The organism is Pseudomonas sp. SZ40 (assembly GCF_052958135.1).
On sequence record NZ_JBQWIF010000052.1, the window covers coordinates 13,471 to 32,003 of the forward strand.

Sequence of the window (18,533 nt, forward strand, 5' to 3'; positions counted from 1 at the left end):
GTCCTCGGTAGTCAGGGATTAACGACGGTATCGACGGGTTCGATGCTGCCCGCACGCACAGAGGCGGCGAACTGCGAAATCATCTGTTGAATCAATGGATCGTTCTGGATCGACGCTTCAGCCTCGCGCTGGCGATTGGCGCGCTTGCGGGCGGCAGCCTGGGCAGGCGTTTCCTGTTCGGGCTTGATCAGCTCGATGTCCAGTTGCAGCTCACGGCCATGGTAGGCATTGAGCGAATCGTTCAGGCGGCGCTGCTGGGTCGCGTTGAACAGTGCGCTATGGGCCGGATCCAGGTGCAGCAGCCATTTGTCACCCTCGACGGCGATCAGGCTGCAGTTGGCGGCGATGCTGCCCGTCATGCCGCCCAGGCCCAGTTTCGGGAACAGCTCGAGCCAGTCCGCCGCCAAGCCGGTAGCCGGCAGCGAGGCAGGCTCGGGTTCGGCTTGCGGCTGCTCGTCGGAGAGCGCATCGGCGAAATCGTAATCCAGATTCTCGGCATCCATCGCCACGTAGTCGTAGTCACCGGGTGGTGGCTCGTCATCGCTGTCCGGTGGATTCAGGTAGTTGCTGTCGATCACCGGCACGTCGGCCAGCTCGGGAACGGGCAGCGCCACTTCCGGCTCGGGCTCTACGGCCTTGACCGGCTCTTCGACCTTCGGCTCAGGCTGCGCCTGCACGGCGACCGGCGGCGGAGGCGTGTCGTCGACCGGTACTGCGGGTTCGGCGACCTTGGCCTCGACCGGCACCTCTTCCCACGGCGGAGTGACCACAGGCGCAGGGGCAGGGGCAGCAACGGCCACGGGCGCAACTGCCGGTGGCGTGATGGCAGCGGCAACAGGTGGCGCTACTGGCGGCGGCACGGCTGCGGCCGGCGTCGGCACACTGGGGGCGACGCTGGCCTGAGGCGCGGCACTGACAACAGGGGCTGACGCAGCAGGCGCTGCGTCGGCCACCGGCGTTGTCTGGGGATCAGCCTTGGCCTGGCTGATCCCCAGTGGCTTTAGCGCCACCCTCGGCGCAGCACCCTCGCCCGCCGGCCTGAACGCCAGCATGCGCAGCAGGACCATCTCGAAGCCACCGCGCGGATCCGGCGCCAGCGGCAGGTCGCGTCGGCCGATCAGGCCCATCTGATAATAGAACTGCACGTCTTCGGCCGGCAGCGCCTGAGCAAGGCCGAGAACACGGTCGCGATCACCCTGGCCGTTGTCCACCGCATCCGGCAGCGCCTGGGCGATGGCCACGCGGTGCAGCACATTGAGCATTTCGGCCAGCACGCCACTCCAGTCCGGGCCCTGTTCGGCGAGCTGACGCACGGCTTCGATCACGCCGCGGGCGTCACCTTCGATCAGCGCATGCAGCACGCCGTATACCTGACCATGGTCGAGGGTGCCGAGCATGGCACGCACATCAGCGGCGAGTACCTTGCCTTCACCGAAGGCGATGGCCTGGTCGGTCAGGCTCATGGCGTCGCGCATGGAACCGTCGGCCGCACGGCCGAGCAGCCACAGGGCATCGTCTTCGAAAGGAATGTTCTCGGCGCCCAGCACGTGGGTCAGGTGCTCGACCACGCGCTCTGGCGGCATGTTCTTCAGCGAGAACTGCAGGCAGCGCGACAGCACGGTGACCGGCAGCTTCTGCGGGTCGGTGGTGGCGAGCAGGAATTTGACGTGGGGTGGCGGTTCCTCGAGCGTCTTGAGCAAGGCGTTGAAGGAGCTGGTGGAGAGCATGTGCACTTCGTCGATCAGGTAGACCTTGAAGCGTCCGCGGCTCGGCGAGTACTGCACGTTGTCGAGCAGCTCGCGGGTGTCTTCCACCTTGGTGCGGCTGGCGGCGTCCACTTCGATGAGATCGACGAAACGGCCTTCATCGATCTCCCGGCACACCGAGCAGGTGCCGCACGGGGTGGAGCTGATGCCGGTTTCGCAGTTCAGGCACTTGGCGATGATCCGCGCGATGGTGGTCTTGCCCACGCCCCGGGTACCGGTGAACAGGTAGGCGTGGTGCAGGCGCTGGCTGTCGAGTGCGTTGATCAGTGCCTTCAGCACATGGGTCTGCCCGACCATTTCGCGAAACGACCGCGGGCGCCATTTGCGTGCAAGAACCTGATAACTCATTGAAAACCGTCGCCAGAGGAAAGCAAAAGAGGACTAATGCTAGCTCAAATCGGCCTATCAGTGCGACGCCGATTGGCGGACATGAAAAAGATCGGAAACGGGGCTGGCTAAATTTTATACAGTCACGTATAGTCCATCCCGTTCGTACCACGCTGCAAGTCATTCGGCCTCAAGGCCTTCCCGATGGTTTCCTGGCAATCGGCATCCACAGGATGCACGCACAACCGCCAAGACCCCCTCCTCTGACTGATCTGGCCGTCCCGCTCACGCGTCGACCTTCGCCAGTCTTCCGACGTACAGACCCGCTCTAGCTTTCACCTCAGCAAATAGGTGGAACTTAAAAGCGCGCAGTCCGCTCCGACAAACAATCGTATTGGCCCAAGCCAGTGCCCGGAGCCCTCTTTATATGGCGCGATCATGCGCCCGTAGTATCAGGAAACACCCAAATATGAATACCAACCAACAAATCCAGACCGCCATCCATACCCTGTCCAACGCCTTCGCTCCGCTTGCCTGCCATATCCTGGCAACCCGCAAGGGCAGCTTCAGCTTTACGGTCGTGGACCATACCGGTGTCGCCCAGCACAGCCAGCGCCTTTACCCCGGCCAATACTGCGACGATTCCCTGAAAGGTGTGATCGAACGTGCCCGCCAGGCACTGCGTCGCTGATCTCGCAGGCGAATCTGCAAACAACGTCACGATTAAGGGAGCGAAATAGTAGCCATCGTCGAACTTAATGAATCCTGGTCACTCATAGGTATTCATACTTCAACTGGAGTTCGTCAATGGAAAATAGTAATCGACAGCTTGTCGACCAGCTATTCGCCCCCCTACGCGCCACCTTCAGTCGGCCTCGCCCGGACGGCAGCATCGTTCTCTCCCTGATCGATGAAGCCGATACCACTGCGTACAGCCGGGTGCTGCAGAAGCTGCAGCTGAACGACTCGAACGCTTTCGCCCAAAGCCTCGAAGACATCCGCCTCGAGCTCGCCGTCAGAGCCGGCAACATCCCGGCAGAAATGCGCAAGATGCTCAAGGAACAGGACAGCGTGATCAGCTACCACCACGCCTGATACGTGTCCGCAATGAAGCCCCGCAGCCTGACCGGCGCGGGGCTTCGTCGTTTCTGGGATCAGCCGGCCGGGAAGCGGTAATGACCCGTGATGGTGAAACGAAACAGAATGGCCTCCTCCCGGGTGCCAGCGCCGATGTTGTGCAGGATCAACGGCTCTCCGGTCGACGAGAGTCGATCGGAAACGATGCCGATGTGGGTGAGGCCGCGCCCCAGATCCCAGGTGACGATATCGCCCGAACGATAATCGCGGGCTTCCCGACTGACCTGCAACGCCATGCCCTGGCGCCGGAACCAGGTCATCAGATTGGGCACCCGGCGATGGTCGATATTGCGATCGGGGCGGCTCAGCCCCCAATGCTTCGGATACGCGGCAAAATTCGCCGCCATGTCCACATGCACCGCTTTCTGCAGATCCAGGCCCTGCAAGCGCAATGCGCGGATCACCACATCGGTGCAGACACCGGTCTCCATCGGCACATCACCGCCAGGGTAGTCGATGCGCCGGTAAACGGGATCGTAGGCAAGGGTCACACCGACCTGCTGACGAGCCCCATCCACCAACTTCGCCGGCTCCACGGCAAATACGTGCAGACTCAGCAGACAGCTCAGCAGCAATAATGATGATCTCAGCACGCCATGCTTCCCTCTCAAGCCAAAACCGTTCGCCGGACACTCTTCTTTATCCGGTAATTTTTTGCGACAGTATGGGTGGGCAAGGCTGAAGCCATATTGGGATGCCCCCCATCGCCAGATAACGTCGCCAAGCATAGATGCCCGGCAGACAGTGCGAACACCTGATGAGGAAACCACGATGAGCAGCCCTGACGAGCAACACGCCAATCAAGCCAGTGCGGAGTCGGAAACCACCCATGGTGCGGTGATCGATCCTCGCGGCCGGGAAATCCCGATCACCGAAAGCATGATCCAGCAAGCCTGCAGCGAGCTGGACAAGCAGTGGGTCAAGCCCAGGGACGAAAATCCTGCCTGACCGCCACCGCTGTCAACGAGCGCTGATCACGCGTGCCCCCAGCGCCGTGATCAGCGCATGCAGCCCCTGATCACTGCCACGTAGTTCCACCTCCAACCCTTCTATTTCGCGCCGCATCGGGTACTGCTTGCGCAGCAGGTCGAAGCCGGCCTTGCGTGCCTGCTCGTCCGCGACCAGGCTGCGACGCAGGTCAGCGTCATCGCGGCGTGGGTCGTAGACCGCACGGCACAGCGTCGCCAACGCCCAGGCAGGTTCGCTTCCGGCGCCGATGCTGAGGCGCGGCAACCAGCGCTCGGGCGTCAGAGCGTCCAGTTGCACCTGCGGCGAGATGCCCTGGTGTCGGCAGAACGCGTCATGGATCTGCGCAGTGCCACGCAGCTTGCCGTCCAGGCTGTAACCGGCGATGTGCGGGGTGGCGATATGGCACAGCGCAGCCAAGGCTGGCTCCACCAGCGGCTCGCCTTCCCAGACGTCCAGCACCACATGCAGATCGGCCCCTTGCTGCAGATGCTCACGCAACGCAGCGGTATCCACCACCGCACCGCGACTGGCGTTGATCAGCCAGGCGCCGGGGCGCAGCCGCCGCAAGCAGTGCGCATCGATCAGATGCCGGGTGGCGAACTCAGCGTCGCGCGTCAACGGCGTATGCAGGCTGATCACGTCGCATTGCTCGACGATCTGCTGCAGGTCGACGAAGTCCCCGCCTTCGGCGCGCTGGCGTGGCGGATCGCAGACCAGCACCCGCCAGCCCAGGCCGCGCAGCACATGCACCAGCCGCTCGCCGACCTGGCCTGCGCCGACCACACCGTAGGTACGCTGTGGCAGGTCGCTGCCCAGGCGCTCGGCGAGCACCAGCAGGCTGCCCAGCACGTAGTCCACCACGCCACGGGCGTTGCAACCCGGTGCGCTGCTCCAGGCGATGCCGGCCTCGGCGAAATATTCCAGATCCAGGTGATCGGTGCCGATGGTGCAGGTGCCGACGAAGCGCACCTGGCTGCCTTCCAGCAGCGCACGATCGACGTTGGTTACCGAGCGCACCAGCAACAGCTCGGCATCGCCAACGGCGGCACGATCGATGGCACGACCGGGTAAGCGGCGAATCTCGCCGAAACCGGCGAAGAACTCATCGAGCAGGGGAATGTTTTCGTCGGCGACTATGCGCATGGGAATCTCCGCAATCAGGCAGGCATTGTAACCGGATGCACTGCTCGGGCTCTGCACGAAAAACAACCGGGCTTCGGCTGGGCGGCGCCGGAAACCGTTCTCCGGCGCCTTTCCTGACCGATCCGTCAACGCGTAGACTGTGCGGTTTTCCACGGATCATAGAACCCCGATGCCTGCATTCTCCCGCCTGCAGCGCGTACGCACCGAGTTGCGCACGCTGCTGGCTCTGGCCACTCCAATCATCATCGCGCAACTGGCGTACACCTCCATCGGCTTCGTCGACACGGTGATATCCGGGCGCTTCAGCGCCCGCGATCTGGCGGCGGTAGCGCTGGGCAATTCGATCTGGGTGCCGGTGTTCCTGCTGATGACCGGCATCCTGCTGGCTACCACGCCGAAAGTGGCGCAACGCTTCGGTGCCGGGCAGCATGGGGAGATCGGCCCGCTGGTGCGCCAGGCACTGTGGCTGGCCCTCGCGGTGGGCTGCATGGCCGGCATCGTGCTGTGGAACGCCGCGTTCGTCCTGCGCCTGATGAAGGTCGATCCGGACCTGATCGAGCCCGCCATGGGCTACCTGCACGGCGTGGCGTTCGGCTTTCCCTGCGTGGCACTGTTCCATGTGCTGCGCTGCTACAGCGACGGCCTGGGCCGTACTCGCCCCGCCATGGTGGTGGGCCTGTTCGGGTTGTTGCTGAACATCCCCCTGAACTACGTACTCATCTACGGCAAGCTCGGTTTGCCGCCGCTAGGCAGCGTGGGCTGCGGTTGGGCCACGGCACTGGTGATGCTGTTCATGCTGTCGGGCATGATCTGGTGGATTCGCCGTGCACCGGCCTATCGAGACACCACGCCGCTGCAGCGCTTCGACCCGCCGAGCTGGCCGCTGATCAAGCGCCTGCTGGGCATAGGGTTGCCAATCGGCATCTCGGTATTCGCCGAGTCGAGCATCTTCGCGGTGATTGCGTTGCTGATCGGCGGGCTGGGTGCCAAGGTGGTCGCCGGGCACCAGATAGCCCTGAACTTCGCCTCGCTGGTGTTCATGATCCCCTACTCCATCGGCATGGCCGCCACGGTGCGCGTGGGCCAGGCCCTGGGCCGTGGCGAGCCGCGTGAGGCGCGCTTCGCCGCCGGGGTGAGCATGGTTACCGCGCTGGCTTATGCCTGCGTGTCGGCCAGTTGCATGCTGCTGATGCGCGAGCAGATCGCACAGATCTACACCCCCGCACCCGAAGTGATCGCCCTGGCCGCCAGCCTGATCGTCTACGCCGCTTTGTTTCAGTTCTCCGACGCCCTGCAGGTCACCGCCGCAGGCGCTCTGCGCGGTTATCAGGACACCCGGGCGACCATGATCATGACCCTGTTCGCCTACTGGGGCATCGGCCTGCCGGTCGGCTACCTGCTCGGCCTGACCGACCTGTTCGGCCCGGCCAGCGGCCCCGCCGGGCTCTGGGAAGGGTTGATCGTCGGCCTGACCTGCGCCGCCCTGATGCTGACACTGCGCCTGAAAAGCAGCGCCAAGCGGCGGATCTGGCTGGCCGCGGCGCCGGGACGCGAAAGCAGCCAAGCGTGAATTGACAGCAAGAAGGCGGTAGCCGCCGTTGATTGCGGGGCGCCAATTGGTGGACTGAAGCGGATCGCCGCCCGGCCCACCCTACGGTTAGATGCGCGGCTGTAGGATGGGCTTTAGCCCACCAAATCGAAGGTCCGCTAACGCCTTGCAGCGCTCAATCGGCTTTCTTGCGAATCCAGTACAGATAAGTTTCTGCGTCCTGGGCCTGGTCCACCAGTTCGTGGCCGAGAAACACGCAGAACTTGGGGATGTCACGGCGAGTCGAGGGGTCGGTGGCGATCACCTTGAGCAGGCCACCGGCCGCAAGGTCGCGCACTTTGTTGTGCAGCATCATCACCGGCTCCGGGCAGAACAGCCCGGTAGCGTCGAGGGTGTCGTCAGGTGTTGAATCCAGCATCAGGGGCTCCGCGAATATCGAATCGTCTAGTCAGTAGCGTGCAGGCAGCGCGACGCCTTATTTGCCCAACCGCCGCAGGTGGCAGGTCACTTCCTCGCGGTCGTGATACAGCTGCTTGCAGGCGATGGAGACTTTGACCTTGCGTGCCGCCAGCCCGTCGGCAATGCGCTCGAGCAGGCGCCGTACCTCAGCGTAGCGCTGCTTCATCGGCAGTTTCAGATTGACCACCGCTTCGCGGCAATGTCCCTCGCCGATCCAGGTTTCCAGCAGTGCGGCACTGCGGGCGGGCTTCTCGACGATATCGCAGACCATCCAGTCCACTGGCTGCCTGGGTTTCCAGGTGAAACCATCGACCATCAAGTGCTTCACCAGGCCCGTTTCCATCAGGCTCTCGGCCATCGGACCATTGTCGATAGCGGTCACCAGCATGCCACGGCGTACCAGTTGATAGGTCCAGCCGCCGGGTGCGGCGCCAAGGTCAACGCCGGTCATTTCGCCCGACAGACGCTCGTCCCACTGTTCGCGGGGGATGAAGGTGTGCCAGGCCTCTTCCAGCTTCAGGGTCGAACGGCTTGGTGCTTCACGGGGGAACTTGAGCCGCGGAATGCCCATGGGCCAGATTGCCGAGTTGTTCGCCGCGGCCATGCCCAGGAACACTTCACGGCCACTCTTGAACGTCAGCAACAGGCGTGGTGCCCGGCCATCCTCCACCAGTTTGCCGGCAGCCGTCAGGGCCTTGCGTAGCGGACCTTCGAATTTCTTGCAGAAGCCGGACAGCTCCTTGCCGTCGTTGGTGTCCAGCACCTCCAGCCACAGGCTGCCAAAGGCCGGCAACGGCGCCAGGTGCTCGAGCAGCACGCTGATGCGGTCCTTCTCGGGCAGCTCGACGAAACGCCCCCGAGCCCACTGACGGATAAAGATCAACTGACTGAAACGCAGCCCCGCCATCAGGCGCTCGGCGCCCTCTGCATCAGCGCAGATGAACTCGGCGCAGGCGCTATCGGGCTTGGCCTTGGCGTAGCCGGGTACGTCGAGAAGGGCCGCATGTTCGGAGATTTCCGAACACACCTCGTTTTCGAAACCGGGGCGGCAGTGCAGCAACAAAGTCTTCATCAGGGCTCTCCTTGGGCCGCGCATGATAGCGAAAACTGGAACCCGCGGCGCCTGCCCCCTGTCCAGTGAACAGAATCCCGGCATTTACCGGCCCCGCCACACAGGCGTTTCACGCCCGGCGCAAGACCGGACCACGGCTCATCGCAAGCCGTAAGGGAATTAGTGCGCAGAGTTGGAGAGAACCTCTGCCAAAACCAGAACGGCTTGTACCGTGCAAGCCACGAGGAGATGCACGATGCCTTCCATCGATAGCCTGAACTGCCGCCGCACACTGGACGTGGACGGCAAATCCTACGACTACTTCAGCCTGCCCGAGGCCGCCAGGCAACTGGGCAATATCGACAAGCTGCCAGTTTCGCTGAAGGTCCTGCTGGAAAATCTGCTGCGCTGGGAGGACGACAAGACCGTCACCCGCGACGACCTGCAGGCCATGAGCGACTGGTTGCAGAAACGCGGCTCGGACCGCGAGATTCAATACCGCCCTGCCCGTGTATTGATGCAGGACTTCACCGGCGTACCCGCGGTTGTCGATCTGGCGGCCATGCGCGACGCCATGGCCAAGGCCGGCGGTGACCCGCAGAAGATCAATCCGCTGTCCCCGGTAGACCTGGTCATCGACCACTCGGTGATGGTCGACAAGTTCGCCACGCCTGCGGCATTCGGCGAAAACGTCGAGATCGAAATGCAGCGTAACGGCGAGCGCTATGCGTTTCTGCGCTGGGGCCAGAGCGCCTTCGACAATTTCAGCGTGGTCCCGCCAGGCACCGGCATCTGCCACCAGGTCAACCTGGAATACCTCGGCCGCACCGTGTGGACGAAGGAAGAAGACGGCACCACCTTCGCCTACCCCGACACCCTGGTCGGCACCGATTCGCACACCACCATGATCAACGGCCTGGGCGTGCTCGGCTGGGGCGTGGGCGGCATCGAAGCGGAAGCGGCGATGCTCGGCCAACCGGTGTCCATGCTGATTCCCGAAGTGATCGGCTTCAAGCTGACCGGCAAGCTCAAGGAAGGCATCACCGCCACCGATCTGGTGCTGACGGTCACCCAGATGCTGCGCAAGAAGGGCGTGGTCGGCAAATTCGTCGAATTCTACGGCGACGGCCTGGCCGAACTGCCCCTGGCGGACCGCGCCACCATCGCCAACATGGCACCGGAATATGGCGCCACCTGCGGTTTCTTCCCGGTCGACGAGATCACCCTGGGCTACCTGCGCCTCTCCGGCCGCCCCGAGGAGACCGTGAAGCTGGTCGAAGCCTATTCCAAGGCACAGGGCATGTGGCGCAACGCGGGTACCGAGCCGGTATTCACCGACAGCCTGTCCTTGGACATGGGTGAGGTGGAAGCCAGCCTGGCCGGCCCGAAGCGTCCTCAAGACCGTGTCGCCCTGCCGAAGGTCAGCCAGGCCTTCGAGGATTTTCTCGGCCTGCAACTCAAGCCCAGCGGCAAGGAAGAAGGCCGCCTGGAGAGCGAAGGCGGTGGCGGCGTGGCAGTTGGCAACGCCGCGCAGAACGAAATCCACTACGAGATGGACGGCAAGCGTCATCCGCTCAGCGATGGTGCCGTGGTGATCGCGGCAATCACTTCCTGCACCAACACCTCCAACCCGAGCGTGATGATGGCTGCCGGCCTCTTGGCCAAGAAGGCCGTGGAAAAAGGCCTGCAGCGCAAACCCTGGGTCAAGAGCTCGCTGGCTCCAGGCTCCAAGGTGGTGACCGAATACTTCGCTGCTGCCGGGCTGACCGAGTACCTCGACAAGCTCGGTTTCGATCTGGTCGGCTACGGCTGCACCACCTGCATCGGCAACTCGGGCCCGCTGCCCGATCCGATCGAGAAGGCCATTCAGGAGCATGATCTGACCGTGGCCTCGGTGCTGTCCGGCAACCGCAACTTCGAAGGCCGCGTGCATCCGTTGGTGAAAACCAACTGGCTGGCCTCGCCACCGCTGGTGGTCGCCTATGCCCTGGCCGGCAACGTGCGGATCAATATCGCCGAGGAGTCGCTGGGCGAAGACCGCGACGGCAAGCCGGTGTACCTGCGCGATATCTGGCCGAGCCAGAAAGAAATCGCCGAGGCGGTACAGAAGGTCGATACCGCCATGTTCCGCAAGGAATACGCCGAAGTATTCGCCGGTGACGAGCAGTGGCAAGCCATCGCCGTGCCAGAAGCCGACACCTACACCTGGCAGAACGATTCCACTTACATCCAGCATCCGCCATTCTTCGAGGCCATCGACCAGGCGCCACCGGCCATCACCGACATCGCCAACGCACGCATCCTCGCGCTGCTCGGTGACTCGGTGACCACCGACCACATCTCGCCAGCCGGTAACATCAAGACCGACAGCCCAGCTGGCCGCTACCTGCGCGAGCAGGGCGTGGAGCCGCGTGACTTCAACTCCTACGGCTCGCGCCGTGGCAACCATGAAGTGATGATGCGCGGCACCTTCGCCAATATCCGCATCCGCAACGAGATGCTCGACGGTGAAGAAGGTGGCAACACCGTGCATGTGCCCAGCGGCGAGAAGCTGGCCATCTATGACGCGTCCATGCGCTATCAGCAGGAAGGCACGCCGCTGGTGGTGATCGCCGGCAAGGAATACGGCACCGGCTCGAGCCGCGACTGGGCCGCCAAGGGCACCAACCTGCTGGGCGTGAAAGCGGTGATCGCGGAAAGCTTCGAGCGCATCCACCGCTCCAACCTGGTGGGCATGGGTGTGCTGCCACTGCAGTTCACCGACGATGCCGACCGCAAGAGCCTCGGTCTGACCGGCAAGGAGACCCTGGCCATCAAGGGCCTGGACGGCGTCGAAGTACGCCCGCACATGCCGCTGACGCTGGAGATCACCGGTGAAGACGGCAAGCAGCGCAGTGTCGAGCTGCTCTGCCGCATCGACACCCTCAACGAAGTGGAGTACTTCAAGGCAGGCGGCATCCTGCACTACGTGCTGCGCCAGCTGATCGCCGGCTGACAGCGCTGCAACGGGCGCCGCAAGGATGCGGCGTCCTCTGCCATCCGTAGCCCAGGTCGAGCGCGGCGACACCCGGGACTGCGCTCACGGACACCATCGCCCCTCCAATTACCCCCCTCCTCCGCTCTCCCCATACGCCAATAGCTCCAGCCACCTGACGGCACGGACTGTCGCTTTACCGGCGTCAAAATGCGATCTGCATGCAAATCCGGTTACACTCCCAGGCCTGCCACGCGTACGCGACAAATCAAAAAACATCAGGGTAGATGCCATGCGTAACAACCAGCCGATTACCGGGAACGAGCGGACGTTCCCGGCGCAACAGCGTTTGATCTCGACCACGGACCTCAAGGGCCAGATCACCTATTGCAACGACGCTTTCGTCGAAATCAGCGGCTTCTCGCGAGACGAATTGATACGCGCGCCCCATAACCTGGTGCGCCACCCTGATGTGCCGCCTGCGGTGTTCGAGCATATGTGGAGCACCCTGAAGGCCGGTCGGCCGTGGATGGGCATCGTCAAGAATCGCTGCAAGAGCGGCGACCACTACTGGGTCAACGCCTACGTGGTGCCGGTGCTCGATGATGGCAAAGTCACCGGCTACGAGTCGGTGCGCACCAAACCCACCGCCGAGCAGGTTCAACGCGCCCAGTTGCTTTACGCGCGCATCAACGCTGGCAAGGCTGCCATACCGAGCCGCGACCGTTGGCTACCGGTGTTGCAAAACTGGCTGCCGTTCATTCTGGTCAGCCAGGTCGGCTTTCTGGTCGGCGCCTGGCTGGATAGCACCTGGGGCTTCATCGCCGCCGCTGCGCTGTCGATCCCGCTCGGCCTGCTGGGCCTGGCCTGGCAGAGCCGCGGCATCAAGCGCCTGCTGCAACTGGCCGAACAAAGCACCTCCGACCCGCTGATCGCGCAGATGTACACCGACAGCCGAGGCGTCGAGGGCCGCCTGGAGCTGTCCATTCTCAGCCAGGAAGCGCGCCTGAAGACCTGTCTCACCCGCCTGCAGGACAGCGCCGAGAACCTCGCCAAACAGGCCACTCAGGCCGACGTGCTGGCCCATAACAGCTCTGCCGGGCTGCAGCGCCAGCGTGAGGAAACCGATCAGGTCGCCACCGCCGTCAACGAAATGGCCGCCACCACCCTGGAAGTGGCCAACAACGTGGCCCGCACCGCCATCGCCACCCAGGAAGCCAACCGCCTCACCCAGCAAGGCCGCACCATCGCCAGCGAAACCCGCGAAGCGATCCAGCGCCTGTCCCTCTCGGTGGGCGAAACCGGCGAAACCGTCACCCGCCTCGCTCATGACAGCAACGAAATCGGCGGCGTGGTCGACGTGATCAAAGGCATCGCCGACCAGACCAACCTGCTGGCCCTCAACGCCGCCATCGAAGCCGCCCGCGCTGGCGAGATGGGCCGCGGCTTCGCCGTGGTCGCCGATGAAGTCCGCTCCCTGGCGCAACGCACCGCCCAATCCACCGGCCAGATCCACGAACTGATCGCCAAGCTGCAACGCACCGCCGACGAAGCGGTACTGACCATGGACATAGGCCGCAAGCAGGCCGACGAAGGCGTCGAACGCGTACAACAAGCCGACCACGCCCTGGCCGGTATCAGCGACGCCGTCGCCAACATCGCCGAAATGGCCGACCAGATCGCCGCCGCCGCCGAAGAACAAAGCGCCGTAGCCGACGAAATCAGCCGCAATATCACCACCATCGCCCAACTTTCTGACCAGACTGCTGGCGAGGCGCAGAGCACGGCGTTGTTGAGTGAAGAGTTGACCAGTACGGCGCAGGGGCAGTATTCGTTGGTGGCGCGGTTTAATCGGTAAGTGCTGTTGCTGGGCACCGCGCTTTGGGGCTGGGAAAGGTAAGTGTAATTTTGTGTCCTTGCCAGGGTGCAATGAGCGTGGTGTATAACACGCCAAACACCCTAGCGCCTCGCCGTATACCTCGGTCTAGACAGGCTCAGTACCAAAGCCCTGAAATGTTATACACCACGCCCATCCGGGAAGTTATGCACCAGTTGGTGTTTATTTATAGTTAGGCACTATGAACATACTGCTCTGTGAATCAAGATCCATGATCCTTGCTAACCGCATCGGGGCAGTATCTAGGGCGGAATTGACCGCATGGGCAGATGAGAAAGTACTTAGCACAGATGAACCGCCCAGCTTTATTATTGATCTTGCGCTAGGTGAGATACCAGTTAGTCCAAAAGAACTAGACTTTACTCGTAACGAAGCAAGCGAAGTTGAGATATCCCGGCTGGCGAGGCTGATTTTTGAAACACTAGACAGAACAGCTGATCTCAATGAATTCGGGTTTCATTGTTATCAATTGGCGTTAATTTCGAAAGGTCGCGCTTGTGAGCTACTGCACTGGGCATCAGATGAAATATACCTATGCAGCGAAGGGATTAAGTCATTTTCGGAGTCAGAGCCATTAATCAGAGGCGCGCTCAATGAAATCGTGGCAACTAGCGCCTAACTCGTGGTTCAAACCGTTCGCTTTGCTCACTGGGACGGGCTAAAGCCCGCCCCTTAACCAAACGTTAGGCATCATCACTCACAAGGGGGACCTGTGTTGAACGAACGTACTCTTCGCTGTGAGTTTTGCGGTTCTCAAGATATCGGAGCTTTCGTTCAGCACGGCAGCTACTTCACTCGTTGCCTCTCCTGTGGCCAGGATGGCTGGGCAACAAGTTGGTTGGCTCTTTCCTCGCAGATCGTCGAAGCAATTCGTGCCGTCTCCGTGGACGAACAGCAAAACACAATTGAAGTTCTGGCCGAAGGTGCTGGTGAAGCCATTACTTCCGCCATCTCTCGCGCAGCCTACGAAGGAAAACTAATTCGTCTGTTTATTGGTGGCAGTGATGCATAACCCTGCAATCGAGCGGGACGTCCGCAAGCTGGCGCTTGCGGTTCCCTCAGACTTCGGCTCCGGCCGCCCCTCATATCCGCGTTAGGCATACCAAATGAGCTTCGATATCATCATTTTGAAACCTACAGATCCGGCGGTTGATGACATATCGGCAGTTGAAGACGTTATCCCGCTTGGAGCAACGGATATCGTATCCAAGGTGTTCAACCATTCTTTTCCAGGCTGCACTGAGGGAGCGTTCATCTCTGGCAATGACTTTTCTGTTGAACTCATGTTAAGCGGGGAGCCCGTCGAATCAGCTCACCTCACACTGCAGTTTGGAAAGTCGTGGGCTGATAAATCCGAAAGAAATTTTCAGGTCCTACTTGCCGAGGCGTGCCGAGCCTTGGGGGTGGTGGCTTTTGCTGTTTCCGATAACTCGCGTATCGCGCCATAATCCATGCCTAACAACTGGTTCAAACTGTTCGCTTCGCTCACTGGGACAGGCCAAAGCCCGCCCCTTAACCAAACGTTATGAGGCTAGATACTAGTGAGCAGGCGTAGAGAACTAAAGGGAATTGCCGCCGGGATATCCTCAATCGTCTCGTCGAGAAACAACGATATTGATGGCTACTGGGGACTAGGAGTTATTTACCTCTGCACAGCAGAGGCAGGCCTGAGTAAATTTCAACTAGACCTAATCAGTGGCGAATCACTTCCATACTTCAAGCACTCAAAAAAAGTAGCCGCTCCTTATCTTGAGTGTTTGAAGGCACAGGCAGAGAAAAAAGGGTTTCACGCTTGGCAGATCTGTAAGGCAGTCATAGAAATTGAATTCAACACCATTCCATCAAAGCTAAACTTAATTTTTAAGCGAACGTGGGGCGAGGCTTTTCTCTGCACTGTTAGCATCACAGACGACTTAGGTAAATCCTGGAGCTATCAATATGAAGGGTGGTGCGGGAAGTATGATCCCACAAAAGAGCACCGAAGTACTCGCAGGTATGCCTCATAACAAGTGGTTCAAATCGTTCGCTTCGCTTTCCGAGACGGCCTTGCCGCTGTTGCTCGCGCGCTACCGCACGGCAAAGGGCGACAAGCCGTGAAGGAACTCGATGGCGAACTCGTGCTGACGACCGAGCGCCTGCTGGTGCGACGATGGGTGCCGGATGATCTGGAACCGCTGCTGCGGATCTACGGCGATGCAGAGGCCATGCGCTGGGTCGGTGATGGCGTGGCGCTGACGCCGCAACAGGCGGCCAACTGGCTGGAAGTGACAGCGAACAACTACCGGCAGCGCGGCTATGGCATGTACGTGGTGAGCTTGCGCGACGGCGGCGCGGTGATCGGCTTCTGCGGGCTTGTACACCCGGATGATCAGGACAAACCCGAGATTAAGTACGCCTTCGCCCGCGAGCACTGGTGCCATGGCTATGCCAGCGAAGTGGTATGCGCCCTGCTACCCTACGCGGCCCAAAAACTGGGCCTGACGCAGATCATCGCCACCGTCGCGCCGGACAACGCTGCCTCCCGACGTGTGCTGAGCAAAGCCGGTATGACACTTATCGACACGCTGCCCGAAGACGACGGCAGCCAGACTCTGTTAATGGGCTGGCACGTGCCAGCTGCAGATTTGCAGTTATTTCAGGAGCTTCTCCCATGACCGAAAACGCCCCCGCCTACTCCCTCGTGCACGCCATCCCATCGGTAGAAACCTATCGCCACCTGCGCACCGCAGCCGGGCTGAGCGCCAAGACCGTCGAGGCGGCAACCCGTGGCCTGCCCAACAGCCTGTTCGCCGTGCAGATTCTCTGTGCTGGCGAGCCTGTCGGTATGGGCCGGGTGATCGGTGATGGCGGCTCGTTCTATCAGGTGGTGGATATCGCGGTGCTGCCAGCCCATCAGGGGCGTGGTCTGGGCAAGCAGATCATGGCCGCGATCAGCGACTTCATCGCCCGCGAGGTGCCAGAATCCGCGTACGTGAGCCTGATCGCCGACGGCGAGGCCTATCGCCTCTACCAGCAGTTCGGCTTTGCGCTGACCGCCCCCGCGAGCCAGGGCATGGCGCTGAAGAAAACAGCGCAGTAAACGTAAATGGGCATCGACCAGAATGCAGTCCCAAAAGAACGCATCAAACCGGGCGTACGTGTAGAAGCCAGCTTGCTGGCGACAACGGTGGCAGGATGCACGAGGGGTTCGCGGGATAGATCGTATCGCCGGCAAGCCGGCTCCTACGGTTGTGGGTGCCCTCTAAGGTCGAAGTCTGGCGTGACCTTGGTACAAGCCAATTTAGTTTAGGCGAGCAGGCATCTCGATAACGAAACGATCAGCACTGTCAGCATGATGCAGGTACGACACATCAGCTAACCAGTGGGAAGGTTGTCACCCCGCAGCCAAGACGGCAGCATCCGGGGACAACAACAAGGACGTTCCCATGTGCCAGGATGACTATAACCGCCTTCGCAAACACGTCGACTTTCTCGAATCCCTGCTCGCCGTGCTGGTCATCGCCCTGTTCGTGCTGGCGATGTTCCGGCCTGACGGTGAGCTGCTGATTGCGCTGGCCGCAGTGGTCGCAAGCGTGGTGTTGAGCCTCTATCGCCAGCATCAACTGCTATCGCGCTTTACCTGCCCCGGTTGCGGTGAGCTACCGCATAGCAAGGCGGATCAGGTTGCCGGTGATCTGCATGATCCGGCAACGCCGAACTGCCTGCATTGCGGGCAGCGCTTGTCGGAGTGAGCGATTCCTACCCATTGCCAGCCACTCTCGGGTGTAGGAGCGTCGACCTCGGCGCGATGCGATTCCGGCCTATCGTGGATATCAGCATCGCCTGGGCCATTCGCCGCGGGGGCGCGGCTCCCACGATTCAACTGCAGCACCAGCGTCCTCAATCACCCTGCGCAAGAAACGCCACGACCGCATCCGCTGCCGACTCCAGATGCTGCTCATGGCTGTAGCCGGACACCTTCAGCGGCTTGAGATCATGATCGCCAGCGGTCAGCCAGAACAGTTCGATGGCCCGTGACAGCTGATAGCTCGCCACGGTGTGACGGTCGCCCATGGCGTCGCGCTCGCCCTGCACGATCAGGGTCGGTGTTTTCAGGTCGGCCAAATGCGCCGTGCGGGGTTTGTCGGCCTTGCCGATGGCGTGGAAGGGATAGCCCAGGCAGATCAGCCGATCCACGCCCAGTTCGTCGGCCAGCAGGCTGGCCATGCGACCGCCCATGGACTTGCCGCCGATGGCCAGCGGCCCGGTGACCTGTTGTCGCACGGCAGCATGCACCTCGCGCCAGCGCTCGAGCAGTTTGGCCTGGGGATTGGGTGGGCGTTTCTTGCCGTCCTGCCGGCGCGCGGCCATGTAGTCGAACTCGAAACGCACCACCGTCAGCCCGCGAGCCGCCAGTTTCTCTGCCATCAGGTTCATGAAGTCGCTGTCCATCGGCGCGCCGGCGCCGTGGGCGAGGATCAGCGTGCCCAGGCTGTCGCCCGTTGGCCGCTCCCACAGCAGCTGTGCCGCCGGACTTCCCTGTGCCTGTTGACCGGCGTCAATACCGCTCCGCTGCCCTTCTCGCATGCTTGCCTCGCTCATAAAAAGCCCTCTGTTACCGTGCGGTCATGTCGATCCGCGTGGGGGCTGCAGATGATCTGCCCATAACCGTGGATGGAAACCCAGACATGAACACAACAACCAGTTCCGCCTATAACTACAAGGTGGTTCGCCAATTCGCCATCATGACGGTGGTGTGGGGCATAGTCGGGATGGGGCTCGGCGTGCTTATCGCAGCGCAGCTCGCCTGGCCATGGCTCAACTTCGACCTGCCCTGGACCAGTTTCGGCCGCCTGCGCCCCCTGCACACCAACGCGGTGATCTTCGCCTTCGGCGGCTGCGCCCTGTTCGCGACCAGTTACTATGCCGTACAGCGCACCTCCCAGGCTACGCTGTTCGCGCCCAAACTGGCGGCCTTCACCTTCTGGGGCTGGCAACTGGTGATCCTGCTGGCGGCCATCACCCTGCCGCTGGGCTACACCAGCTCCAAGGAATACGCCGAACTGGAATGGCCGATCGACATCCTGATCACCATCGTCTGGGTCAGCTACGCGATCGTCTTCTTCGGCACCATCATCAAGCGCAACGTCAGCCATATCTATGTCGGCAACTGGTTCTTCGGCGGGTTCATTCTCACCGTGGCGCTGCTGCACGTGGTCAACAACCTGGAAGTGCCGGTCACGCTGACCAAGTCCTACTCGCTGTATGCCGGTGCCACCGAT

20 protein-coding genes and 1 pseudogene are annotated in these 18,533 nt (G+C 61.8%); 15 read left to right on the forward strand and 6 right to left on the reverse strand.

All coding sequences use genetic code 11. The annotated features are described in order from the left end of the window. Nucleotides 1-11: 11 nt before the first annotated feature. The gene (gene dnaX / locus ACT9T4_RS24805; RefSeq protein WP_499119476.1) at nucleotides 12-2,114 is read right to left on the reverse strand and encodes a DNA polymerase III subunit gamma/tau; all 2,103 of its coding nucleotides are present in this window, start codon (nucleotides 2,112-2,114) and stop codon (nucleotides 12-14) included. A 448-nt stretch (nucleotides 2,115-2,562) separates the two neighbouring features. Between dnaX and ACT9T4_RS24810 the strand changes: the two genes are divergently transcribed. Further along, nucleotides 2,563-2,784 (forward strand): hypothetical protein, encoded by a 222-nt coding sequence (locus ACT9T4_RS24810; protein WP_042555658.1) that lies wholly within the window; start codon nucleotides 2,563-2,565, stop codon nucleotides 2,782-2,784. Between the two features lie 116 nt (nucleotides 2,785-2,900). Then, a complete protein-coding gene (locus ACT9T4_RS24815; RefSeq protein WP_042555657.1) occupies nucleotides 2,901-3,188 on the forward strand; it encodes a DUF3509 domain-containing protein in 288 nt (95 codons plus the stop codon). Between the two features lie 59 nt (nucleotides 3,189-3,247). Here the strand turns inward: ACT9T4_RS24815 and ACT9T4_RS24820 are convergent, their stop codons facing one another. After that, entirely contained in the window at nucleotides 3,248-3,820 is a 573-nt protein-coding gene (locus tag ACT9T4_RS24820) for a DUF1287 domain-containing protein (RefSeq protein WP_499119494.1), read from the reverse strand. A 181-nt stretch (nucleotides 3,821-4,001) separates the two neighbouring features. On the opposite strand from ACT9T4_RS24820, the gene ACT9T4_RS24825 reads away from it, so the two are divergent. Continuing rightward, entirely contained in the window at nucleotides 4,002-4,178 is a 177-nt protein-coding gene (locus ACT9T4_RS24825; RefSeq protein ID WP_179538560.1) for a PA1571 family protein, read from the forward strand. Nucleotides 4,179-4,190: 12 nt separating this feature from the next. Here the strand turns inward: ACT9T4_RS24825 and pdxB are convergent, their stop codons facing one another. Then, a complete protein-coding gene (pdxB, locus tag ACT9T4_RS24830; RefSeq protein WP_499119478.1) occupies nucleotides 4,191-5,342 on the reverse strand; it encodes a 4-phosphoerythronate dehydrogenase PdxB in 1,152 nt (383 codons plus the stop codon). Nucleotides 5,343-5,511: 169 nt separating this feature from the next. Between pdxB and ACT9T4_RS24835 the strand changes: the two genes are divergently transcribed. Further along, entirely contained in the window at nucleotides 5,512-6,912 is a 1,401-nt protein-coding gene (locus ACT9T4_RS24835; RefSeq protein WP_499119480.1) for an MATE family efflux transporter, read from the forward strand. A 154-nt stretch (nucleotides 6,913-7,066) separates the two neighbouring features. On the opposite strand, the gene tusA is transcribed toward ACT9T4_RS24835, so the two are convergent. Both tusA and rlmM read right to left on the reverse strand, forming a co-directional pair. After that, complete coding sequence (gene tusA, locus ACT9T4_RS24840; protein WP_042555655.1) at nucleotides 7,067-7,309, reverse strand: sulfurtransferase TusA; 243 nt, start codon at nucleotides 7,307-7,309, stop codon at nucleotides 7,067-7,069. Nucleotides 7,310-7,366: 57 nt separating this feature from the next. Beyond that, nucleotides 7,367-8,422 (reverse strand): 23S rRNA (cytidine(2498)-2'-O)-methyltransferase RlmM, encoded by a 1,056-nt coding sequence (gene rlmM, locus ACT9T4_RS24845; RefSeq protein ID WP_499119482.1) that lies wholly within the window; start codon nucleotides 8,420-8,422, stop codon nucleotides 7,367-7,369. Nucleotides 8,423-8,657: 235 nt separating this feature from the next. Between rlmM and acnA the strand changes: the two genes are divergently transcribed. From acnA to ACT9T4_RS24895, 10 genes and pseudogenes are all read left to right on the forward strand, one after another. Continuing rightward, on the forward strand, nucleotides 8,658-11,396 hold the full coding sequence (acnA, locus tag ACT9T4_RS24850) for an aconitate hydratase AcnA (protein ID WP_499119484.1): 2,739 nt from the start codon (nucleotides 8,658-8,660) through the stop codon (nucleotides 11,394-11,396). A 271-nt stretch (nucleotides 11,397-11,667) separates the two neighbouring features. Further along, nucleotides 11,668-11,997, forward strand: a pseudogene (locus ACT9T4_RS24855) (PAS domain-containing protein); the annotation flags it as partial. Nucleotides 11,998-12,111: 114 nt separating this feature from the next. Beyond that, complete coding sequence (locus tag ACT9T4_RS24860; RefSeq protein ID WP_373565151.1) at nucleotides 12,112-13,233, forward strand: methyl-accepting chemotaxis protein; 1,122 nt, start codon at nucleotides 12,112-12,114, stop codon at nucleotides 13,231-13,233. 250 nt (nucleotides 13,234-13,483) lie between these two features. Next, a complete protein-coding gene (locus ACT9T4_RS24865; RefSeq protein ID WP_499119485.1) occupies nucleotides 13,484-13,891 on the forward strand; it encodes a hypothetical protein in 408 nt (135 codons plus the stop codon). 96 nt (nucleotides 13,892-13,987) lie between these two features. Beyond that, entirely contained in the window at nucleotides 13,988-14,284 is a 297-nt protein-coding gene (locus tag ACT9T4_RS24870) for a hypothetical protein (protein ID WP_156152769.1), read from the forward strand. A 94-nt stretch (nucleotides 14,285-14,378) separates the two neighbouring features. Then, nucleotides 14,379-14,720, forward strand: a complete 342-nt coding sequence (locus tag ACT9T4_RS24875) for a hypothetical protein (protein ID WP_042555651.1) — start codon at nucleotides 14,379-14,381, stop codon at nucleotides 14,718-14,720. Between the two features lie 490 nt (nucleotides 14,721-15,210). Then, nucleotides 15,211-15,369 carry a hypothetical protein gene (locus ACT9T4_RS24880; RefSeq protein WP_499119486.1) on the forward strand — a complete coding sequence of 53 codons (159 nt, stop codon included), beginning with the start codon at nucleotides 15,211-15,213 and terminating at the stop codon, nucleotides 15,367-15,369. After that, a complete protein-coding gene (locus tag ACT9T4_RS24885; RefSeq protein WP_499119488.1) occupies nucleotides 15,366-15,926 on the forward strand; it encodes a GNAT family N-acetyltransferase in 561 nt (186 codons plus the stop codon). Before ACT9T4_RS24880 ends, ACT9T4_RS24885 begins: the two co-directional genes overlap by 4 nt. Continuing rightward, nucleotides 15,923-16,351 (forward strand): GNAT family N-acetyltransferase, encoded by a 429-nt coding sequence (locus tag ACT9T4_RS24890; protein ID WP_499119490.1) that lies wholly within the window; start codon nucleotides 15,923-15,925, stop codon nucleotides 16,349-16,351. The genes ACT9T4_RS24885 and ACT9T4_RS24890 overlap by 4 nt, the downstream gene beginning before the upstream one ends. A 346-nt stretch (nucleotides 16,352-16,697) precedes the next feature. After that, a complete protein-coding gene (locus ACT9T4_RS24895; protein ID WP_042555645.1) occupies nucleotides 16,698-17,003 on the forward strand; it encodes a hypothetical protein in 306 nt (101 codons plus the stop codon). A gap of 148 nt (nucleotides 17,004-17,151) precedes the next feature. On the opposite strand, the gene ACT9T4_RS24900 is transcribed toward ACT9T4_RS24895, so the two are convergent. After that, nucleotides 17,152-17,838 (reverse strand): alpha/beta family hydrolase, encoded by a 687-nt coding sequence (locus ACT9T4_RS24900; RefSeq protein ID WP_042555823.1) that lies wholly within the window; start codon nucleotides 17,836-17,838, stop codon nucleotides 17,152-17,154. Between the two features lie 101 nt (nucleotides 17,839-17,939). Between ACT9T4_RS24900 and ACT9T4_RS24905 the strand changes: the two genes are divergently transcribed. After that, nucleotides 17,940-18,533, forward strand: a 594-nt coding sequence (locus ACT9T4_RS24905) for a cbb3-type cytochrome c oxidase subunit I (protein WP_499119492.1), incomplete at its 3' end; no start/stop codon positions are given.

Bases quoted from the DNA above. Each gene is read 5' to 3' on its own strand.
- ACT9T4_RS24900 (WP_042555823.1), bottom strand. From the start codon at position 17,838: ATGCGAGAAGGGCAGCGGAGCGGTATTGACGCCGGTCAACAGGCACAG.
- ACT9T4_RS24875 (WP_042555651.1), top strand. From the start codon at position 14,379: ATGAGCTTCGATATCATCATTTTGAAACCTACAGATCCGGCGGTTGAT.
- rlmM (WP_499119482.1), bottom strand. From the start codon at position 8,422: ATGAAGACTTTGTTGCTGCACTGCCGCCCCGGTTTCGAAAACGAGGTG.
- ACT9T4_RS24815 (WP_042555657.1), top strand. From the start codon at position 2,901: ATGGAAAATAGTAATCGACAGCTTGTCGACCAGCTATTCGCCCCCCTA.
- ACT9T4_RS24810 (WP_042555658.1), top strand. From the start codon at position 2,563: ATGAATACCAACCAACAAATCCAGACCGCCATCCATACCCTGTCCAAC.
- ACT9T4_RS24895 (WP_042555645.1), top strand. From the start codon at position 16,698: ATGTGCCAGGATGACTATAACCGCCTTCGCAAACACGTCGACTTTCTC.
- ACT9T4_RS24880 (WP_499119486.1), top strand. From the start codon at position 15,211: ATGAAGGGTGGTGCGGGAAGTATGATCCCACAAAAGAGCACCGAAGTA.
- pdxB (WP_499119478.1), bottom strand. From the start codon at position 5,342: ATGCGCATAGTCGCCGACGAAAACATTCCCCTGCTCGATGAGTTCTTC.
- ACT9T4_RS24835 (WP_499119480.1), top strand. From the start codon at position 5,512: ATGCCTGCATTCTCCCGCCTGCAGCGCGTACGCACCGAGTTGCGCACG.
- tusA (WP_042555655.1), bottom strand. From the start codon at position 7,309: ATGCTGGATTCAACACCTGACGACACCCTCGACGCTACCGGGCTGTTC.
- ACT9T4_RS24825 (WP_179538560.1), top strand. From the start codon at position 4,002: ATGAGCAGCCCTGACGAGCAACACGCCAATCAAGCCAGTGCGGAGTCG.
- dnaX (WP_499119476.1), bottom strand. From the start codon at position 2,114: ATGAGTTATCAGGTTCTTGCACGCAAATGGCGCCCGCGGTCGTTTCGC.
- acnA (WP_499119484.1), top strand. From the start codon at position 8,658: ATGCCTTCCATCGATAGCCTGAACTGCCGCCGCACACTGGACGTGGAC.
- ACT9T4_RS24865 (WP_499119485.1), top strand. From the start codon at position 13,484: ATGATCCTTGCTAACCGCATCGGGGCAGTATCTAGGGCGGAATTGACC.
- ACT9T4_RS24890 (WP_499119490.1), top strand. From the start codon at position 15,923: ATGACCGAAAACGCCCCCGCCTACTCCCTCGTGCACGCCATCCCATCG.